We start from the raw sequence: 14,000 nt of genomic DNA, 5'->3' as shown, positions 1-14,000 counted from the left end.
GCAGGCGGGACTTCGAAACAGGCCCTAGGGCAGCTTGTAGCCGCCGTTGTCCGAGAAGTCCTGGTCGATGGCGCGGGCGGCCTTGGCCAGTGCGGTCTTCGGGTCGGCGCCGCCGTAGACGTCGTTCAGCGCCTGGCTGAACTTGGCGGTGACCGTGGGGTATCCGCCGGTCACGGGCCGGGTCACGGCGACGCAGGTCTTGTCGATGTCGCTGTCACCACAGGGCTTGGCGAGCTGGTCGGCGAAGAGCTGCAGCGGGCCGCCCTTCTTGTACAGCTCACTCTCGGCGAGTGCGGACTCGGTGCCGGGAGGGGCACCGTTGGCCTTCGTCATCGCGGTGACGTTGGTGTCGTTCAGGAGGGAGTCGAGGAAGGTGCCGGCGGCCTTGCCGTTCTTGGTGTCGGCGCCGATGCCCCAGGCCCAGGAACCCTGGCCGGTCTTGGAGCCGTTGCCGAAGTCGGGCAGCGGCAGCACGACGAGGTCCTTCCCGAGGGCCTTGCTGTAGTCGGGGTACATCCAGTGGCCGACCCAGCTCAGCGCCACGCGGCCCTTGGCGAACGCCTTGCCGTCGGTGTTGGGGTCGACGTGGGTCTTCCAGGACTGGAAGGTCTTCAGCGCGGACGCCGCTTCCGGTGTGTCCAGGGCGCCCTTGGCCTTGCCGTTCTTCAGCAGGGAGCCGCCTGCCGACCAGATCGCCGGGGCGAAGCCGTAGGTGCCCCACTCGGTGGCGAGGCCGTTGTTCTCCTGCAGATCCAGGCTCTTGCCGTCGGAGTCCTGGGCCGCCAGCTTCTTCACGGCGTCGGTGAACTCGTCGGCGGTCCAGCTGTCGGACAGACCCTTGGGGTACTTGATGCCGGCCTCGTCGAGCTTCTTCTTGTTGCCGTAGATGCCGAGCCCGGAGTCGTACATACCCAGGCCGTACTGCTTGCGGTCTATCCGGCCCTGGGCCTTGATGGAGTCCGTGGCGTTGGCCAGGGTCTTGACGGAGACGTGGTCGTCGATCGGGGCGAGCTTCCTGTTGTAGACGAAGTTCGCCATGGTCGGACCGTCGAACTCCATCACGTCCGGCAGCTTGGAGGGGTCGGTGGCGGTGATGGTCTTGGTGTAGTCGGTGTCGGGGATCAGCGTCAGCTTGACCTTGACCTTCTTCTGCGAGGAGTTGAAGGTCTTCACCGCGTTCTTCAGGGCGGCGGCCTCACTGGCCTGACCCTGGTGGGCCCAGACCTTGATGGTGCCGCTGCCGCTGCCCTTCTCGGCGGAGGTGCTGCCTGTGCCGCCGCCTCCGCCGCAGGCGGCGAGTGCCGCCAGGGGAAGGACGAGAGCCAGTGCTGCACGGGCGGTCCTGCGGGTTCTGTTGTTGCCGACGTTCATGGTGGGTGCCTCCGGTGTGTGGTGCGGTAAGGCTGGACGGGTGTGAAGGTGTGCTGTGGGGACTCGGGATCGCCCACCGGCCTTATGGCCGTACGGGCGACGGATCCGTCATGTGGGCCGCTCCTGCGGCAGTTCGGTGCCGGCGCTCTGCTCCCTCACCACGAGGGGCAGCAGGTCCCAGGCGTCGACCGCGTAGCTCAAGCGCGCGTCAGTCGCGGTGTGGGCCTGGAGGCGCCACGGGTCGCCCCCCGTCGGGTAGAAGCGCATGGTGAGCACCTGGCCGGTGGAGGTCAGGAAGACTTCGGCCATGGAGTGGTCGACGACCACGCGCAGATCGGCCGGCCGGCCGGTGGGGCAGGGCATCCTGGCGGAGCCACCGTGGGCGCGGGAGTCCCGCGAGGCGTGGTCCCGGTCGACGACCAGTTCACCCGCAGCGGCATCGAGACGGATGTCGAGGTACTCGGATCCGTCCTGGGCGGTGAGCAGCCGCAGGCCCGCCGCCCCGGCCGTCTCCAGACGGGCCGTCAGATCGAACGCGCGCTGCACACCGCCGAGTTCGACCGGCTCGGGGCCCTGGGCCGTGCCCTCGGCACGGACGGTGTGCCTGCCGCGCAGGCCGAGCAGCTCGGCGGCGGGCTGCTGTCGCAGCGTGCCGTCGCTGCCGACCGATATCTCCCGGGGGACGGTCAGCACCCCGGCCCATCCGTCTGCGACCGACCAGGATTCCTCGCGGGCTTCCCAGGACCAGCCCCACAGCAGCCATCTGTCTCCCTCACTGCCTTCGGCGCGGGTGGTGTCCCCGGGCGCACGCAGCAAAGCGGGTGCGTAGCAGTCCGGTCCGTGGTCCACGAGGACCGGCGGGCCGGCGTCGAAGACGTTGCCGCGTTCCTCGCCGACCAGGGCCGTGACGCACTGCGCGCCGCCGTGACCGTTCCATGCGCTGAAGACGAGGGCACCGGGCCGTCCGGACTGCGCCGGCAGGTACTGGGGACACTCCCAGCCTTCGCCGGTGTTCAGGCCGGTGCCGCCGACCGGCTCCTGCTTGCGGGAGTCGAAGGGCCCCAGGTAGGTCCAGTCCTCCAGGTCGGGCGACTCGTACAGCAGGGCCGCGCCGCAGCCGTCCGCGAGGGCGGAGCCGACGAGCATCCGCCAGCGGTCGCCGTCCCGCCAGACGTACGGGTCGCGGTACATGGTGCAGCCCTCGGGCCATGCGGGGATGACAAGTTCGCCCCGCGGCCGGAAGGTCCGGCCGCCGTCGCGGGAAGTGGCGCTGGTGACCGGCTGATGCTGGGGCGAGCGGTCCTCGCGGTGCGCGGAGTAGAAGGCGACCAGCCGGTCGCCGTCGGAGACGGCGTTGCCGGAGAAACAGCCGTCGGCGTCCTCACCGTCCGGGGTCGGGGCCAGGGCGATCGGCAGGGACTCCCAACTCAGCAGGTCGGGGCTGCGGAAGTGGCCCCAGTGCATGTTCGTGTGACTCGCGCCGTAGGGGTTGTACTGGTAGCAGACGTGGTAGTGGCCGTCATGGAAGACCAGCCCGTTGGGGTCGCTCATCCAGTTCCGTGGACGACGCAGATGCGCGACGGGCCGGTACGGATCACGGGGTGCAGTGGACACACACGTGCCTTTCGTCATGTGCAAGGAGCATGCGAGGAGGGACGGTCACCGGACCGCCCTGCCTCGGTCCCCTCGTTGCACTCGATGAAGTGCTTCCACCGGAACTCGCTGCAGGCCCGGGTGGCATGGCGACCGGAGCGGGCCTCGGCGGGGTGCCGACGGCGAGGTGCGGAAAGGGCTGTTGAAGTGCCGACGCCGGGTCGGCGGGGAGCGCGAGGCTCAGTGCTCCCGTGCCTGAGAGGCCGGGGCGCCGGCGGAACGGGACGAGGTCACGCAGACCAACTCGCCCGCTCCTGCGGACAGATCGGCAGCGGTGCCGGACACCGGCCGGCTGTGCCGGTTCGACGGCTCATTGAAAGTCTCAGGGGACATGTGTGTACCCTCACAGTGTTCAAGTGCTGACAGGGATGACGACCGGTTGCGACGGTCGCCTGTCACGGTGCGAAACGCTTCGCCGTCCCGGTGTCAGAGTCGGGGCGGCGAAGTGACCGATGCCCGCGCCACCAGCGGGCAAGGCAGCTTCTCCTGGGTGTCCGGGCCCGGTGGCCGGCCCGGTTTTCCGGTGAGTGCGAGCAACTGGGCCACGGCCCGTGCCCCCATCTCGTAGTGCGGCAGCTGAACCGTGCTCAGCGCGGGGTGGACGGTCTCGCAGACCAGCTCCTGGTTGTCGAATCCCATGACCGACAGGTCGCCGGGGATGGAGAGCCCCAACTCGGCGGCAGCCCGGTAAGCACCGGCGGCCATCCGGTCGTTGAAGCAGAACAATGCCGTGGGGCGCCGCTCCGCCGTCAGCAGCCGCCGCGCGGCCCGGTGGCCGGCGTCCACGTCGCCGGTGGTCGTCCCGTGGGGCACTGCCGTCTCGGCGGCGACAAGAGACGGGTCGTGGGATACACCGGCCTCGGCCAGCGCCTTGCGGTAGCCCTCCAGGCGGCCCTGCCGGGCGGGGATGTCGACGGTCTGCACGATCGCGCCGATCCTGCGGTGCCCGTGGCCGGTCAGCTCACGCACCGCCGTGTACCCGCCCTGGACTTCATCCGGTACGACGAAGGGGACGGCGGGGTCGTCGGAGCGCGCGTCCAGCAGCACGGTGGGCGTGGAGCGCATCGACTCCGGCACGCGCAGGACTCTGTGGAACATCGCCGCGTACAGCACGCCGTCCACCTGCCGCTGGAGCAGCATCTCGATGCTGGTGCGCTCCAGTTCGGCGTCGCCGCTCGTGTTGACCAGCAGCAGCACCAGGCCCTCTGCCGCGGCGGCCTCCTGGGCACCCAGGATCATCCGGCCGGCATGGGGGGTGGTGGCGATCTCGTCGCTGACGAAGCCGATGGTGTGCGAGCGCTTCAGCCGCAGCCCCCGGGCGAGGCCGTTCGGCGCGTACCCGAGCTCGTCGGCGACCTGCAGGACGCGCTGCCGGGTCTCGGTGCTGGCCCGTTTGCCTTCGACGCCGTTCAGGATGTGCGACACGGTCGCGGTCGACACACCTGCCGCCGCAGCCACATCTTTGATCCCGATCCGGCGTGTCATTACCCCTGCCCAAAGTAGTGGATAACGCATTGGCAAATCGTTTAGCCCATCGCGTGCACATGAGAGTGCCCAGGGCCGGGGCTCCTGTCAATGGTTCGTTTCAAATTTCTGGCCGGCCCGTCTCCTCCGCCGTTGTCCCGACACCGGCGCCCGCTCCACGCGCCGATGTCCGGGCCGGTCCGCGGGCGCCCGTGCTTCGCGCCCTGATCAGCTCAGTTCGCCGGCCATCTCGTCGGTCGCCGGCGGCGACAGGCCCGAAAACACCGTGCCCACAAGCTCGTTGAGGTTCCGCATGTGCTGCCGGACGAGTCCGGTCACGACTCCGGTCGCGAGTCCGAGCACGCTTCGGTCACCGCCGGAAGTCCAGCAGCGCCGGACTTCCGGCAGCCCAGGCCCGGGAGGTCCCACCGGCCACGGCCCCCGGCACGGGTCGGCCTCCCCTCCGGCGAAGCCAGGGGGAGGCCGGCTGCACGGCGGGTGTGTCCGGCGGGCCCGGTTACCCCTCCGCCTCCTGGCGGTCGACGTACTCGAACACGCTGCCGTCAGGATGGCGTGCGATCACGCTGCGCCCGATGGGCGTCTCCTTGGGGCCGGCCACGATCTGCGCGCCGACCGCCTCCAGATCCGCGACGGCCTCGCGGACGTCCTTCACGGCGAGCGTCGCCGCGATCTTCCGGAGGATCTCCAGGTGCTCCGACGGGCCGCTCATCAAGAAGAAGGGCCCCACCGCCGCGACCGAGACCGGTCCTTGGGTGAAACGCACCGCCTCGGTGCTCGCAAGCCGCTCGTACGCCGGAACTGCAGCGTCCAGATCGTCGACGCAGACGCGCAGTGAAGTCCCCAGAATGTCCATGGCCCGCACCCTAGTTGGGCGACTCGGCGCACGTCAGGCCCGGCACAGGATCTCCCCGTGAGGCACCGCGAACCAGCCGTCCTCCCGTGCGCCCCACTCGAGCCACGCGTCCGCCGCCTCCCGCAGCTGATCCCGCGTTGCGTGACCGCCCTCCACCGCCGATGCCGCGAAGGACGAGGCCAGCGTGCGCTCCGCCCACAGTCCGCTCCACCACGCGCGCTCCTCGCCGGTGGCGAAACACCAAGTGGACGACGAGGCCGTGACGTTGCCGAAGCCCGCCTCACGCGCCCACGCATGCAGCCGGCGCCCCGCATCGGGCTCGCCCCCGTTGGCGCGGGCCACCCGCCGGTACAGCTCCTGCCAGCCGGTCAGCCCCTCCACGGACGGATACCAGAACATCGCGCCGTAGTCGGAGTCCCGGGCGGCCACCACTCCGCCCGGAGCGCACACCCGGCGCATCTCCCGCAGCGCCCGGACCGGATCGCCCACGTGCTGAAGCACCTGATGGGCGTGCACCACGTCGAAGGCGCCGTCTGGGTGCTCCAGGGCGTGTACGTCGCCCTCCTCGAACGTCACGTTGTCCAGCCCGCGGCCGGCCGCCGCGCCGCGGGCCCGCTCCAGCACGCCCGGCGCCGAGTCGAGTCCGGTGACGTGGCCCTTCGGCACCAGCGCCGCGAGGTCCGCGGTGATGGTGCCGGGCCCGCACCCGATGTCCAGCACCCGCATGTGCGGCGCCAGTTCGCCCAGCAGGTATCCCGCCGAGTTCACCGCCGTACGCCACGTGTGCGAACGCAGTACCGCTTCGTGGTGCCCGTGTGTGTAGACGGCCGTCTCCGCGTTCCCGGCCGCCTGTGTCCCGTCCCTCGACGCCATGGTGCGCAGGCTATTGCGCGCCGGGCCGGGGAGGCCACGGGCGACCGCCATGCGGACCGGGGCCGCGCTCACACGTTCAGCGGCCGGTAGACGCGCAGCGCCTCGTGCTCCTTGTCGAGCAGCAACCGCCCCGGGGCCCTGGCCACTTCACCGTCATAGCTGAGGTGGGTGCCCGGCGGGATGTCCGTGATCATCAGCCGGCGCAGGCGCGTCGTGCTGTGCAGCGGCGAGCGGTCGACGGCGCTGGTGAGGGCCGCTATGAACAGCCGCGTGCGGGCCCAGCGCCCCGCCTTGACGAGGCGGACGTCGAGCATGCCGTCGGCGAGGTCGTGCCGCCGCACGGGCGCCATCCCCACCTTGTAGGCGCAGTTGCCGGCGAAGAGCAGCCACAGGGCACGCTCCTTGCCGCCCAGGCCGGCCTCGACCGGCCCGCTCGTCTGCAGGACGCGCAGCGCGGCGAGCACCCCGGCGGGCCACGGGCCGATGCGGTGGGCCCACCGCTCGCGGATGCGGACCAGCTCCGGATACGCGCCCAGGCTGAAGGTGTTGAGGAAGTAGCCCGGCTCTCCGGGCCGGAGCACGGGCGCCGCGGTGCCCGGACCGGGCTCCGGCGGAACCGGTGACCGCAGGGCACGCTCGGCCTCCAGGCCGCTCGCCTCGTCCGCGTCCGCCGCGCGCACGACCTCCTCGGCACCCGGCGCCGCCCCCGGCTGGGGCGTGAAGCGTCCCAGGTCCACGGCGACGGCGTCGCCCGATTGCACGGCCCGGCAGGTGTCGGCGAACTCCTCGATGCCGAGGTCGAAGGCGAAGTGATTGTGCGTGCCGCCCGGCAGCACGGCCAGCGGAACACCGGCACGCTTCGCGCAGACCGCGGCGGCGTTGACCGTGCCGTCGCCGCCGCACACGCCGAGCGCGCCGCCCAGCTCCGCCGCCCGCTGGGCCGCATCTTCGAGGGCCCCGACGATGTCGTCGGACTTCGGGTCGCAGGTGATGATCTCGGCCTTCGGCAGCATGCTCCGCACGACGGCCAGCGCCGGGGGTTCGAGGGGCTCCGCGGACTCCTCCTGCCCGGCCGACTCGCTGTGCTCGCCGCGGTTCCCCTCCAGCAGGCTCGTCCCGGGGAAGAGGTCGGAGTCCTCGAGCCGGGAACCGGACGTGGAGTTGGCGACCAGCACCAGCCCCGAGCCCTCCGGCATCGCCGGGGCGTCGGCCAACGGGCGCCCGGGGGAGGGGAGTTGAGAACGGGTGGGGGCGATGCCGCGCACGGCGAACGCCGAACCCACGCCGAGGGCCGCGCCCACCAGCACGTCGCTGGGGTAGTGGACGCCGGTGTAGACGCGGGAGAAGGCCACCGCCGCCGCGAGAGGGGCGACCGCGGCGCCCCAGCGGGGAGACTCCAGGGCCACTCCCGTCACGAAGGCCGCGGCGGACGCCGCATGACCCGACGGGAAGGACGTGGTCACCGGCTGGCGGTGCAACTGCCGGATCAGCGGCACGCCCTCCAGCAGCGGACGCTCCCGCCGCACCGCCTGCTTGCCCAGGGTGTTGACCGTCGCCGACGCCACGGCCAGGGAGGCCAGGCCCCGCGCCGCGGCCCTGCGGGAGCGCGGTGTGTCGGCCAGCGCCATCGCACCGGCAACCGCGAACCACAGCCGTCCGTGGTTGGCGCTCCGGCTCAGCCGGGGCAGCACCCGCTCCGGGCCGGGCCAGTCGCGGTCGGCCACCAGCTCGAACAGCCGGCGGTCGGTGGCCGACCAGGCCCGCGAGGCGGGCCAGTTGCGCCAGGCGGGGCTTCCGTCCGACGCCGCGTCAGTGTTCCGGCGCGCGAACGGGGGCGAGAGCGTCCCCGCGCCCGGCTTCGTCGCCCCGGCCCGGCTCCGCAGGTTCCGGCGGCGGAAGCCGCGCAGGCTCCGGCCGACGCGGTCGGTGAATGTTGCCATGAAGCTGCGCCTTCTCTGACCTGGTTGCCTGTAAACCTTCGCACCCCCGTGACCGGGCTCCGCCCCCGCTCCATCACTGTCATGTTCCCGCCGCGAAGCGGGGCCGCCCTGCCGGTCCGGCGGGCGTGTGCCCGCCTGAGGCCGGGCCCGCGTCGCGGGGTGTGCGCGGGCGTGGGCGGGGGCGGCCCGGCGGCTCCGTGCCGGGCCGAGGCAGTGCTTGGCGGCGGTGAATCTCCGACGCGGGAACCCGCGCGCCCGCCCGCCGCCGTGCGCAGAGGCGCAGCGAAGCGGTTCCCGTCGTCCCGGGGACGGGAACCGCTTCGCCGCTCTCACACGGCGGGAGCCGGAGTCAGCCCGCTCGCACCCGCACAGCACTCGTTACGGGACGATGAGCCGCAGGCGCGCCACGCCCCACTCGCGCGGGCACGTCCACGGCCGCGGTCTTCCTTCCGGTTCCGGCCGCTCACGCCTGAGGCTTCCGCCCCAGAGCGGCCATCACCTCCTGAACGTTTCCGTACGTGTCGCCGTCCTTGGGCAGTTCGCGCACCGTCTCCACCAGGGGTTCCGGCGCGTACTGGTCCAGGAGCGTGCGTTTGAGGCCCTCGCGGTCGGCGGGGAAGGCGCGACGGCCGAGATGCCGCGCCAGCTCGGACCGCAGAGCCTCGTCCTCCGCTTCCTCGCGGTCCGGGTCGCGCCGCCCCTGCTGGACCGGGTGCTCCGTGATCTCCGGGTCGTCGTCGGCGCCGGGCTCGGGGTCGTCCCACTCCTCGGCCCTCGTGGGGTGCCCGGACCGGATCCAGCCCTGCATCTCCCGCTTGGCCTCGTCGTCCCGGTGAACATTCAGAGGGTCACTACCGCGTTGCATGTTGTCCTCCACCGGCTCCACCTCCTTGCGGTGCTCCTTCGTGCGGCCAGCGCAGCAGGGCTCCGAGACCGCCGTCCGGCAGGTCGCGCGGCACGCCTTCGGGTATGTCGGAGTCCCGTACGCACAGCACATCGGCGCCCGTCGCCGCCGCGGAACGCAGCAACGCGTCGTCGGCGCGTGCCGGGGAGGGTTCCGTGGCGCCCAGGTACTGGGTCTCGCTGCGGCGCAGCGCGATCTGGCCCGGCTCGTCACCCACCCAGACCTCGCGGCGCGCGTCGGGGCCGTCGGGCCGTACGAGCAGCACGCCGACGCGGTGCTCGCGCGCGGCCTCGACCAGCGCCGGCACGCCCTCGGCGGCGTCGATCCGGCCCTCGCCGCCCGGCGAGCGCCCGGCCTGGAAGCGTTCCATGACGTCCGCGGCACGCTGCCGCGCGTACTGCGCCCGCGCTCCGGCTACCTCGTCCGCGAGCAGCCTGCGGCCGCCGGCGGTGTTCGAGGCCGGCCCGTCGGCGCGACTGTCGGCGCGGACGCCGTGCTCCGCCTGGACCGTACGTTCACGCAGGTCGGGCGGCAGACGGTCGTGCACGGAGCTGCGTTCGCGCGCGTCGCCCGCCAGTACGAGGACTTCCGCGCCGCACTTCTCCCAGCGGATGCGCAGCTCGTCGGCGATCTCGGCGGCGTTGTGCTCCCAGGTGTTCTCGACGCGGGTCTGGAAGTGCCGCTCGGACCAGTCGGCCGAGGGCGTGCGGTGCACGGGCCAGTCACTGCCGGTGACGCCGCCTGCCGGCTGCGCGCCGAACGGGCCGGTCAGCTCGAATTCGGCGCCCTTGCGGTCGATGTAGGCCACCAGCGCCGGGGGATCGCTGTCGACGAGTTCGACGAGCGGCCCCGTGTGCGGGAGCGCCTGCCAGACGGCGACCGGACCGCCGCCGGGGGGCTGCACCGTCAGCTCCGTGTCCAGGACGACCTCGCCGCCGGTGGCGAAGACCGCGTGAGCGGGGGGTTCCGGCCCTCGGGACAGCGCCAGGAGCCTGTCGTACACAGCTCGGCACGTGGCGTCGTCGGCTCCCTGGTCCCTGAGCCGGTCACGTGCCGATTTCGCGTTGAGCTGGTGGCGGGCGGCGGCGTCCTCGGAGGCCGTGCGGGTGTCGAAGTAGACAGACGCCCAAGGGCCCTTGCGCTCGAAGAGCGGACCGAGGAATCCGAGTTCCATTGATTTCCTCCTTGGATTGCCGAGCACGGGTACCCGTACGGCCGCGAACCACACGAGCGGTGCTCGCACGGGCGCAATGGCCCGGCCGGCGGCCGGCCGGCGCAGACGCAGCACGGCGATGAGCGAGACGAGACCGATGTCGAGAGAGGGAGCCCCATGGGAATCGATCCCCGCGAGCTGTCCGATGCGGACCTTCTGAGGGAGCTCGAGACCATCCACCGCACCCGGCACGACACCCTGCTGCACGCGCCGAAGGACGCGCTGTCCGCGCACAGCGTGCGGATGGCGGAGCTGGAGTCCGAGTACCTGCGCCGCCACCCGGACCGTCCGGTCACGCCCGGCCGTACAAGGGAGGGCGCCCGCGCCCGGGAGACGTCGGCGGGGGCATGACCGGCCGTGGCGGTACGGCGTCCCGCGCCCGCAGCACGGGCGTTGGGGCGGTGCCCGGACCGGAGCCCGCCGCGGGCTCCGGTCCGGGCACGTGGTGCACGCCCGCCCCGTAGGCCCCGGCCCGTTGCGCCAGGTGCCCTGCCGGCGCGAGAACGCGGTGCCGCCTCCGGCCGGGCCGGCCGTGGCTCGTCCTGCGCGCCCTTCTCAGCCCCGCTCGTCCCGCTCGTCGGCGACGACGCGCAGGGTGCGCAGTGACGGGTCTGCGGTGTCGGGAACATACATGGTCGCCTCGACGTCCGTACGCAGGTACTTCACTGCTTCGGGCCCCAGCCGTCCGCCCGTCACCGCCACCGGCACACCCGGTGGGTACGGGCCGAGCTTCGGCGGCGGGGCGGCCCGGCCGGGCCGCCCCGCCGCCGGCGAACCGGCCGGTGCCCGAGCGGGCATCATGCGTCCGGGCCCTTCGGCGCCCGGTCCTCGCGTCCCGCTTCGGCCTTGCGCTTCCTCGACTTCCTGCCGCCCTTCTCCCCGCCGTGGCGTCCGGAGGCGGACTCCCGGTCGCCCTTGGCTTCCTTGCCCTTGGTGCTGCGCCCGCGCCCGTCCGTCCCTGGGGCGCCGGCGGCAGTGTCCGGCTCCTGGTGCTGTACCTCGTCACCGTCCGACGGGTGGGGCCTGCTGCCGGGCAGGAACTCCTGGAGCTTCGCCTTGAAGCCCTGCTTGACCATGGCCTTGCGGTCGGAGTCGCCCTTGACGATCGAAGCCACCGTGGACTCGATCTGGTCCCAGTCTGCGTGCGGCGGGATCGGCGGCACCGCGGGGTCGGTCATGAACTCGACGACGGCCGGGCCGTCCGCGTCGAGCGCCTGCCGCCAGGCGTCCTCCACGTCCTCAGGCTTCTCGGCCCTGATGCCGGTCATGCCGAGGGTGCGGGCGAAGGCCGCGTAGGAGACATCGGGCAGGGCCTGGGACGGAACGAACTGCGGCGAGCCGCTCATGGCACGCATCTCCCACGTCACCTGGTTCAGGTCGCGGTTGTTCCACACGCCGATCACGAACCGCGGATCGCTCCAGGACATGCGGTACTTGGCGAGCGTGATGAGTTCGGCCAGCCCGTTCATCTGCATCGCGCCGTCCCCCACGAGCGCGACGACGGGACGGTCGGGGTGGGCGAACTTCGCGCCGATCGCGTACGGGACGGCGCAGCCCATCGTCGCCAGCGTGCCCGACAGGGAGCCGCGCATCGTGCCACGCATGGTCAGGTGCCGGGCGTACCAGTTGGTCGTGGAGCCGGAGTCGGCGGTGATGACCGCGTTCTCGGGAAGCAGCGGATCGAGGCAGTGGGCGACGTATTCGGGGTTGACCGGGTCCGCGCTCACCTCGGCGCGGCGCCGCATGACGTCCTTCCAGCGGTCGACGGAGGCCATCAACTCCTCCTGCCACTCGCGCCCTTCCTCCTTCTGCCGGAGCTTGGGCAGCAGCCGCCGCAGCGTGGACCTGGCGTCGCCGATCAGGTTCACCTCGTACGGGTAGCGCATCCCGGCCATGTGCGGATCGATGTCGATCTGGACGGCGCGGGCCTTGCCGAAGGGCGGCAGGAACTGGCTGTAGGGCAGGCTCGACCCGATGGTGAGGAAGGTGTCGCAGTCCCGCATCATCTCGTAGCTGGGGCGGCTTCCCAGCAGTCCGATGGGGCCCGTGACGTATGGCAGGGTGTCCGGCAGCACGTCCATCCCGAGCAGCGCCTTCGCCACGCCTGCCTGCAGCATCCCGGCGACCTGCTGCACCTCGGCACGGGCGCCGCGTGCGCCCTGGCCCGCCAGAACGGCCACCTTCTTGCCGGAGTTGAGCACTTCTGCGGCGTGGTCGAGTGCCGCCTCGGCGGGTTCGGTGTGCCAGCCGCTGCTGCCGAGGCTGGAGGGCACCATCTTGAACTCGTGGCCCGGCGGCTGGTATTCGAGCTCCTGCACGTCGGAGTGGACGATGACGGCCGTCGGAGCCCGGCGCGCGTAGGCGGTGCGGATGGCGCGGTCGAGGACGTTGGGCAGTTGCTCGGGGACGGTGACCGTCTCGAGGAAGTCCGAAGCGACGTCCTTGAAGAGGGAGTGCAGATCGACTTCCTGCTGGTACGAACCGCCCATCGCGGAACGTGCCGTCTGCCCCACGATGGCCACGACGGGCACGTGGTCGAGCTTCGCGTCGTAGAGCCCGTTGAGCAGGTGGATGGCGCCGGGCCCCGAGGTCGCGGTGCAAACACCGAGCGTGCCGCGGAACTTGGCGTACCCGACGGCCTCGAACGCGGCCATCTCCTCGTGCCGCGCCTGGACGAAGCGCGGTTCGTTCTTGGCCCTTTCCCAGGCGGCGAGCAGGCCGTTGATGCCGTCGCCGGGGTAGCCGAAGACGTGCTCGACGTCCCACTCGCGCAGCCTGCGCAGGATGTAGTCGGAAACCTTCTCGGACATGGATCGTCTCTCCTCTACCGCGATGCCGGCGGCGCCGGCGGGTTCGGGTTCGTTCCCCCGCTGATTGCTCTCCGGGCCCCGTCGGGGCCGTCCGGTCGGTCCGGAGGCGCCCCGGGGGAGCGGCAGGCCCGGGGTGCGGCAGCCGGTGTCAGCTCCCCCGTCGTGCCGCCCGCCTGACGCGGCCGGCACGCCGTACGCGGAGCTCCCGGGGACCGCGCCCTCGGGGGCGGGCACGGGCCCGGCGGACGCGGAGGGCACCGCATGGGTGACCGGGCGAGGGTTCCCGGCCTGCCCCTCCGTCACAAATACGGCAAATGTCATGAGTCAGGCGGAGATCGGCTGCCGCGGCGCAGTGGCCGGCAGGTCCCGGAGCGCCGTGACCTGCGCCCGTACGGGACCGGCACCCTCCGCTGCCGGAGCAGAGACGCGCACCGCCCGGGCCCCGCAGGCCGGCAGCTGTCCGCACGTGGTCGCAGTCGGAAGGCATGCGGCCCCGGGTTACCGGGCCGAAGGGCAGGAAACACCGCCTGCCCGGTCTCGTCGTGCGCGGGGGTGCGGCCGGACGGTGTGCGAGGCCACGTCTGCGGGGCGGGTGTTGACGTTTGCTGTCGGGGGTGGGGGGCACGCGGAGGTCAGTGCTTCGGCAAGAAGGCACATCCGCGGGAGCGGGGCTCGTTCGAGAGCCCGGTCTTTGCGCGTGACCGTTTGTTCGGTCCGTCCCGGTTGTGTCTTGTCTCCCGCGGTGTCCGCAGATGCAGTACACCGAGGGGAAGTGGGCCAAGCACATGACTTCTGTATCGATGCGCACTTCGCGTGCCCGTCGTCCGCATGATGACGCTCCTGATACGGCGGAGGATTTCCGGCGGATTGTCTCTTTGCCCGAGGGGGTGGAGAGGGA

At 72.0% G+C, this 14,000-nt stretch carries 12 protein-coding genes; 1 reads left to right on the top strand and 11 read right to left on the bottom strand.

Annotated features, from left to right (window positions below; genetic code table 11):
* Window positions 1–24: 24 nt before the first annotated feature.
* From H180DRAFT_RS17895 to H180DRAFT_RS17855, 9 genes are all read right to left on the bottom strand, one after another.
* Window positions 25–1,371, bottom strand: a complete 1,347-nt coding sequence (locus H180DRAFT_RS17895; RefSeq protein WP_055487096.1) for an ABC transporter substrate-binding protein — start codon at window positions 1,369–1,371, stop codon at window positions 25–27.
* Between the two features lie 108 nt (window positions 1,372–1,479).
* On the bottom strand, window positions 1,480–3,003 hold the full coding sequence (locus tag H180DRAFT_RS17890) for a glycoside hydrolase family 32 protein (protein WP_055487095.1): 1,524 nt from the start codon (window positions 3,001–3,003) through the stop codon (window positions 1,480–1,482).
* Between the two features lie 447 nt (window positions 3,004–3,450).
* Entirely contained in the window at window positions 3,451–4,509 is a 1,059-nt protein-coding gene (locus H180DRAFT_RS17885; RefSeq protein WP_055487094.1) for a LacI family DNA-binding transcriptional regulator, read from the bottom strand.
* 207 nt (window positions 4,510–4,716) lie between these two features.
* Entirely contained in the window at window positions 4,717–4,851 is a 135-nt protein-coding gene (locus tag H180DRAFT_RS30805; protein WP_302622447.1) for a hypothetical protein, read from the bottom strand.
* 154 nt (window positions 4,852–5,005) lie between these two features.
* Window positions 5,006–5,362: a VOC family protein gene (locus H180DRAFT_RS17880; protein WP_055487093.1), complete on the bottom strand. Its 357-nt coding sequence runs from the start codon at window positions 5,360–5,362 to the stop codon at window positions 5,006–5,008.
* Window positions 5,363–5,395: 33 nt separating this feature from the next.
* Window positions 5,396–6,235, bottom strand: coding sequence for a methyltransferase domain-containing protein (locus tag H180DRAFT_RS17875; RefSeq protein ID WP_055487240.1), 840 nt, complete (start codon window positions 6,233–6,235; stop codon window positions 5,396–5,398).
* Between the two features lie 68 nt (window positions 6,236–6,303).
* Window positions 6,304–8,175 carry a bifunctional phosphatase PAP2/diacylglycerol kinase family protein gene (locus H180DRAFT_RS28665; protein WP_107097687.1) on the bottom strand — a complete coding sequence of 624 codons (1,872 nt, stop codon included), beginning with the start codon at window positions 8,173–8,175 and terminating at the stop codon, window positions 6,304–6,306.
* Window positions 8,176–8,638: 463 nt separating this feature from the next.
* Window positions 8,639–9,040: a DUF2795 domain-containing protein gene (locus tag H180DRAFT_RS17860; protein ID WP_055487238.1), complete on the bottom strand. Its 402-nt coding sequence runs from the start codon at window positions 9,038–9,040 to the stop codon at window positions 8,639–8,641.
* On the bottom strand, window positions 9,027–10,253 hold the full coding sequence (locus H180DRAFT_RS17855) for a baeRF2 domain-containing protein (protein ID WP_055487092.1): 1,227 nt from the start codon (window positions 10,251–10,253) through the stop codon (window positions 9,027–9,029). The genes H180DRAFT_RS17860 and H180DRAFT_RS17855 overlap by 14 nt, the downstream gene beginning before the upstream one ends.
* A gap of 156 nt (window positions 10,254–10,409) precedes the next feature.
* Between H180DRAFT_RS17855 and H180DRAFT_RS17850 the strand changes: the two genes are divergently transcribed.
* On the top strand, window positions 10,410–10,643 hold the full coding sequence (locus H180DRAFT_RS17850; protein WP_055487091.1) for a DUF6158 family protein: 234 nt from the start codon (window positions 10,410–10,412) through the stop codon (window positions 10,641–10,643).
* A 204-nt stretch (window positions 10,644–10,847) separates the two neighbouring features.
* Here the strand turns inward: H180DRAFT_RS17850 and H180DRAFT_RS29885 are convergent, their stop codons facing one another.
* Together H180DRAFT_RS29885 and H180DRAFT_RS17840 are read right to left on the bottom strand one after the other, a co-directional pair.
* The gene (locus H180DRAFT_RS29885; RefSeq protein ID WP_159033586.1) at window positions 10,848–11,000 is read right to left on the bottom strand and encodes a hypothetical protein; all 153 of its coding nucleotides are present in this window, start codon (window positions 10,998–11,000) and stop codon (window positions 10,848–10,850) included.
* An 89-nt stretch (window positions 11,001–11,089) separates the two neighbouring features.
* Window positions 11,090–13,102: a thiamine pyrophosphate-requiring protein gene (locus H180DRAFT_RS17840; RefSeq protein WP_254666066.1), complete on the bottom strand. Its 2,013-nt coding sequence runs from the start codon at window positions 13,100–13,102 to the stop codon at window positions 11,090–11,092.
* Window positions 13,103–14,000 lie beyond the last annotated feature (898 nt).

The sequence above is a fragment of the Streptomyces sp. WMMB 322 genome (genome assembly GCF_900090145.1).
GTDB lineage: Bacteria > Actinomycetota > Actinomycetes > Streptomycetales > Streptomycetaceae > Streptomyces.
The sequence above is the reverse complement of the archived record's forward strand: the minus strand, read 5'-3'. Positions and strand labels throughout refer to the sequence as shown.

What these genes read in the sequence shown, in the direction of transcription:
- H180DRAFT_RS17895 (WP_055487096.1), bottom strand. Translation starts at nt 1,371, where the DNA reads ATGAACGTCGGCAACAACAGAACCCGCAGGACCGCCCGTGCAGCACTG.
- H180DRAFT_RS17890 (WP_055487095.1), bottom strand. Translation starts at nt 3,003, where the DNA reads ATGACGAAAGGCACGTGTGTGTCCACTGCACCCCGTGATCCGTACCGG.
- H180DRAFT_RS17885 (WP_055487094.1), bottom strand. Translation starts at nt 4,509, where the DNA reads ATGACACGCCGGATCGGGATCAAAGATGTGGCTGCGGCGGCAGGTGTG.
- H180DRAFT_RS17880 (WP_055487093.1), bottom strand. Translation starts at nt 5,362, where the DNA reads ATGGACATTCTGGGGACTTCACTGCGCGTCTGCGTCGACGATCTGGAC.
- H180DRAFT_RS17875 (WP_055487240.1), bottom strand. Translation starts at nt 6,235, where the DNA reads ATGGCGTCGAGGGACGGGACACAGGCGGCCGGGAACGCGGAGACGGCC.
- H180DRAFT_RS28665 (WP_107097687.1), bottom strand. Translation starts at nt 8,175, where the DNA reads ATGGCAACATTCACCGACCGCGTCGGCCGGAGCCTGCGCGGCTTCCGC.
- H180DRAFT_RS17860 (WP_055487238.1), bottom strand. Translation starts at nt 9,040, where the DNA reads ATGCAACGCGGTAGTGACCCTCTGAATGTTCACCGGGACGACGAGGCC.
- H180DRAFT_RS17855 (WP_055487092.1), bottom strand. Translation starts at nt 10,253, where the DNA reads ATGGAACTCGGATTCCTCGGTCCGCTCTTCGAGCGCAAGGGCCCTTGG.
- H180DRAFT_RS17850 (WP_055487091.1), top strand. Translation starts at nt 10,410, where the DNA reads ATGGGAATCGATCCCCGCGAGCTGTCCGATGCGGACCTTCTGAGGGAG.
- H180DRAFT_RS17840 (WP_254666066.1), bottom strand. Translation starts at nt 13,102, where the DNA reads ATGTCCGAGAAGGTTTCCGACTACATCCTGCGCAGGCTGCGCGAGTGG.